The sequence below is a fragment of the Psychrobacillus sp. genome (assembly GCF_056205495.1).
In genome coordinates this window covers 1-4,560 of record NZ_JBAEAP010000206.1, presented here as the reverse complement: position 1 = coordinate 4,560, position 4,560 = coordinate 1, and the positions used below count along the sequence as shown (strand labels likewise).

The 4,560-nt window shown below is 36.6% G+C and carries 7 protein-coding genes; all 7 read left to right on the top strand.

The window, feature by feature from the left end; genetic code table 11:
- Positions 1 to 24 precede the first annotated feature (24 nt).
- Positions 25 to 813 carry a GNAT family N-acetyltransferase gene (locus AC06OU_RS06045; RefSeq protein ID WP_475854629.1) on the top strand — a complete coding sequence of 263 codons (789 nt, stop codon included), beginning with the start codon at positions 25 to 27 and terminating at the stop codon, positions 811 to 813.
- Between the two features lie 13 nt (positions 814 to 826).
- Positions 827 to 1,177: an NIPSNAP family protein gene (locus AC06OU_RS06040; RefSeq protein ID WP_475854628.1), complete on the top strand. Its 351-nt coding sequence runs from the start codon at positions 827 to 829 to the stop codon at positions 1,175 to 1,177.
- Positions 1,170 to 2,093 carry an alpha/beta hydrolase gene (locus AC06OU_RS06035; RefSeq protein WP_475854626.1) on the top strand — a complete coding sequence of 308 codons (924 nt, stop codon included), beginning with the start codon at positions 1,170 to 1,172 and terminating at the stop codon, positions 2,091 to 2,093. Before AC06OU_RS06040 ends, AC06OU_RS06035 begins: the two co-directional genes overlap by 8 nt.
- A complete protein-coding gene (locus AC06OU_RS06030; protein ID WP_475854624.1) occupies positions 2,086 to 2,724 on the top strand; it encodes a kinase in 639 nt (212 codons plus the stop codon). Before AC06OU_RS06035 ends, AC06OU_RS06030 begins: the two co-directional genes overlap by 8 nt.
- 144 nt (positions 2,725 to 2,868) lie before the next feature.
- On the top strand, positions 2,869 to 3,339 hold the full coding sequence (locus AC06OU_RS06025; RefSeq protein ID WP_475854631.1) for an N-acetyltransferase family protein: 471 nt from the start codon (positions 2,869 to 2,871) through the stop codon (positions 3,337 to 3,339).
- 436 nt (positions 3,340 to 3,775) lie between these two features.
- On the top strand, positions 3,776 to 4,183 hold the full coding sequence (locus tag AC06OU_RS06020) for a hypothetical protein (RefSeq protein ID WP_475854623.1): 408 nt from the start codon (positions 3,776 to 3,778) through the stop codon (positions 4,181 to 4,183).
- Between the two features lie 41 nt (positions 4,184 to 4,224).
- Positions 4,225 to 4,560: hypothetical protein (locus AC06OU_RS06015; protein WP_475854622.1), on the top strand; the 336-nt coding region annotated here is incomplete at its 3' end.

Genomic DNA, 4,560 nt, shown 5'->3' with positions numbered 1-4,560 from the left:
AAATAAAATAATAGGAGATGGAAAATGAAATATAGAATACCGGAATTAGAAGAAATACATACACTAACATCTAGAATAAGTACAATTCAATCATTACCAGGTAATCCTATGGGAGCAGAGCAAATAGTAAAAGGCAATACCCATGCTTTTGCTGTGAGGCAAATTCCGGGACCTGCTTTTAATACGATTAGAGGATTAAATGCTTACGATTTAAAATACTTAGATGAAATCCTTTTCTTTTATAAGGAGCTATCTGTTTCTTTTCGAATTGAGGTTACTCCACTGAATAGTTCTGATCAACTGTTTCGTAAGCTATCAGATATGGAATATTATCAATCCGGTTTTCATTCCTCCTTTATAAGGTCTGTCTCTAGTATTAAAAGTGGAAGTTTGTCGACAACTATCAAAGTTCGTCCTCTTAAAAGGGATGAATTTGACTTGTTTTCAGCTATCTATGTAAATGCTTTCGGTCTGCCTACTTTTATACAAGAAGGGATACAGCAAAACAACCAAATATTATATGACGTGCCGGGCTGGAGTTTTTACTTAGCACTTCGACAAAATGTCCCAGTAGGCATTGGAGTTTTATATGTAGAAGGGGAACTTGCCACCCTGGCAGCTGCCGCAACTCTTCCAGCATATCGGGGAATGGGAGTGCAGCGTGCACTGCTAAATAAGAGAATAGAGAAAGCTGTGGAGCAGGGCGCAAAATACATTACTAGTGAGGCTACATTCGGAAGCAGTAGTCATCGAAACATGGAACGTCAAGGGATGAAGTTAGCCTATACAAAAGCTATATGGACCAAGCGCTAAAGGAGTGATGGGCATGTTTTATCGAAGAAAGTACTATCGTGTAAAGGAAGAATTTGTGGAGAGCTTCAACAAGCTATTCAACGAAATTAATTTGCCGAATCAGTTAAAGCATGGCTCTCGCCTAGTAGGAAGATGGATGACGGCTACAAAAGACGATTTAGTCGAGATTTTTGCAATTTGGGAATATAACAGCTACGAGGAATATTTGCAAATAGAGGCTTCAGTAAGAAGTGACCAGCCACATGTTGCAAGCGTTAAAGACTGGTATGAACAATATGGTGGCAAGGAGTATGTTCAAGAAAATTTTTTAATAGAAGTAAAAGATGAAGAAATAATATCAACGGGAGAGAAAAATTATGACTAAAATGATAGCTACTTTTATAAGAAATAGTTTAGGAATTGTCTTATTTCCATTAACCTTATGGAATATAACCATGAATCACAGAAATAAAATAAATCCACCAGGCAATATGATTAAAACAAAGAATTCTAATATACACGTTATATTGGAAGGAGACGGGTCAGACACAGTTATACTAGAATCGGGATTAGGCTCTATCTCTATTGACTGGTCCGAAATTCAGCCCAAAGTTTCTAAGAGTGCTAAAGTATTGTCCTATGATCGAGGGAATTACGGGTGGAGTAAAACAAGACGACAAGCTCTAACTGCACTAGATTATGTAGAGGAGTTAAAGGAGCTGCTGGAAAAATTAGATCTTCAGCCACCTTACGTTTTAGTAGGGCATTCTTATGGAGGGCTTATTATGAGACTATATGCAAGCTTGTATCCGGATCAGGTGAAGGGTCTGCTTCTAGTCGATGCTGTGCATGAGAACCAGTATGCGTCTGGTAACGAAAACAGAGGATTTAAATGGTTGGTGACTTTTGGTTATGTGACCTCTCTTATTGGTCTACCTAGAATATTAAAGCAAAAGGCAGGAAGAAAGTTTTTGGCTGGGGAGAATAACCATTATTTAAATTATACAGGGTATACAATGGGTGCTTACCAAACGATTTATCAAGAGTATATGGATATTGCCATTTCAGCAGAGCAATTAAAGAATGCAAAGCCCCTTTTAAATGACTTGCCTGTCACTGTATTAAGTTCTAATAATCCCGAGAAGAGATGGGTTCAACAGCAGCTTTTGTTATCCAAGTTAACAGACAGGACAGAGCATATCCAAACAGATAAAGGTCACTCTATTCATTTAGAGGATCCTAACGTAGTTACCAATGCTATTATCAAGTTACTAAACACAGGAGAATCCAAAAATGTTTAACATACAACAGATTCTAACTAAAATAAAAAGCTTAAACCGTCCCTTTGTTTTAGGGGTAGACGGGTTAAGTGGAGCAGGAAAGACTACTTTTACGGATCAACTAGCTCAAGAACTGGAGGAAGCGGGTCATAACATTGTTATTATCCACCTTGATGATTTAATAGAAGTTCGGGAAAAGCGTTATAACACCGGGCAACCAGAATGGTACGAATACTATAGCATGCAATGGGATGTTTTATACATTCAGGAAAGATTGTTTAAGTCAATTCATGAGAAGGCAAAGGTTCTTCAGCTTAAATTTTATAATGCCCAAGAAGATCAGTGCTTATCAAAGGATATCCCCCTGAAGGACTGTACAGTTCTATTAATTGAGGGGGTCTTCCTTCAACGCAAGGAATGGCGTAGTTTTGTTGATTATTTAATCTATTTGGATTGCCCGAGAGAGATTCGAAACGTACGGGTGTTGAAGCGAGATTCATATATAGGAGATATGGAAGCACGATTAAATAAGTATGAGCGGAGATATTGGAAGGGTGAAGAGTTTTACTTAAGGGAAGAAAAGCCATTGGAACAAGCAGATCTAGTTTTAGATGTAGAAAATGCTTCTATCATAAAAAATGTGCAGCAATAATGACGTGTTGCGTAAATACGTTAACGCTAAATAGAGGATACAAAGCTAGTCTTATAGAATAATATTTAAAATTTAATTTAACTGAGGGGGATGAAAGTGTTTAACGAGGTTAAAATCGAACAGTTAACATCTACCGTAGAACATATGGAGGAGCTTTCTGAGCTACTAATACAAGTGGTAGAAGACGGTGCCTCTATTGGCTTTTTGCCTCCAATGGAGCTAGCGGATGCCATGGATTATTGGGAAGACGTCTTAACCCCTGAGGTTATCTTGTTTGTTGCAAAAAGGAATAATCGTATTATTGGTAGTATCCAGCTCCACCTCTGCAGTAAACAAAATGGTATGCATCGTGCAGAAATCGCTAAACTCATGACTCATCCCCATTACCGGAGAAATGGAATAGGACGTCAGCTAATGGAGAAGGCAGAAAATAGAGCTGCAAGAGAGGGTAGAACCTTAATAGTTTTGGACACAAGAGAGGGCGATGCTTCAAATAATTTGTATACTTCTCTAGGTTACATACAGGCTGGCGAGATTCCCGGTTATGCCAAATCTGCTAATGGGGAAATGAGTACGACGATTTTTTATTACAAAAGAATAGGTGAATCTATTTAATGCCAATGAGATAGATTACTTCTAACACTATATTTCTAAAAAAGTTTCAGACATTTTACTGTGTGTAAAATGTCTGAAACTTTTTTATGTTAACATAAATACATTTTTCAGCAATTATCTAAATTAGATGAAAAAATACCTTTTAGGGAGATATAAGGTTCCATTAGCCTGTCTATTTAAGTCGAAAATAAGAATATTTTGACTATTTTTGTATTATTCTAAGAAGTTTTATCGAATAGATTGAAAAGAACTGAATCAAAAGTATAATAATCTTAATCTTCTGTTAAAAAGCAAAGAAATTTAACAGAAGTAGAGGTGGAATAGTCTATATACCTATAGAAAAGGAGGGTAATTAAGTAATTAGGTTCATTGTCTATAATACTTTTGTCTTAATAGGAGGAAGTGACTGGGGGGAAGTGAAATTCGGAAAATAGTAGTGGTTATTACATTTATACTACTGGTTTTTGTTGGTTCTAGCTACATCTCGGCAAGTAGTATTAACTATTTTTCTCTGGGAAATTGGTTTATCAAAGTTCAGGAAGTAAAGGAACAAAAAGAGGTTGACGAGTCTATTAGTAATTCGTTAGTAGGATATGAAGTTATTCTTAAAGACTCTTTACAGTATCTAACTAACTCTATTCAAGAAAATATTTTAGAAAAACAAATCAATCGTTCTAAAAAAGAGATTACAAAAACACAAGGAGAATTTAAGAGTGAGTTAAGTGAAGTTGTAAGCGATCTTGAAAACATGAATTTGGATGAACCAGCTATTGAGAAGGAGCTGGAAGAGCAACTGGAACTAGATATCGAAAATACGTTTAAAAAAGTACTAGAAGGAATTTAAATAAACTATTAACTACTACTAACTAAAAGGGGATATTTAGGATGATAAAAACAGTTAAAGGGAAAATAATTACAGGAACAGTTGCAGTTACATTACTTGTTGGAGCGGGATCTGCGTTTGGAGCATCTAATGCTGGTGAAATGCTACAAAATTGGTTTAATACTCAGTTTGGTGCAGCTACCGAGGAATTTGATGAGACCGTGGGTGGGTATCAGGACGATAAAACATTAGTAGCGTCAAATCAGTATGGGGCTTTGGAGACAAAAGCTACCGGTAAGATTGGTGAATCTCAAGAAGATTCTACTGCAGGGGCTACATCGAAGATTGATAAAGACTTGCAGGAGCATAAAGCCGCATTAGAGGCGAAAAAAGTAGAG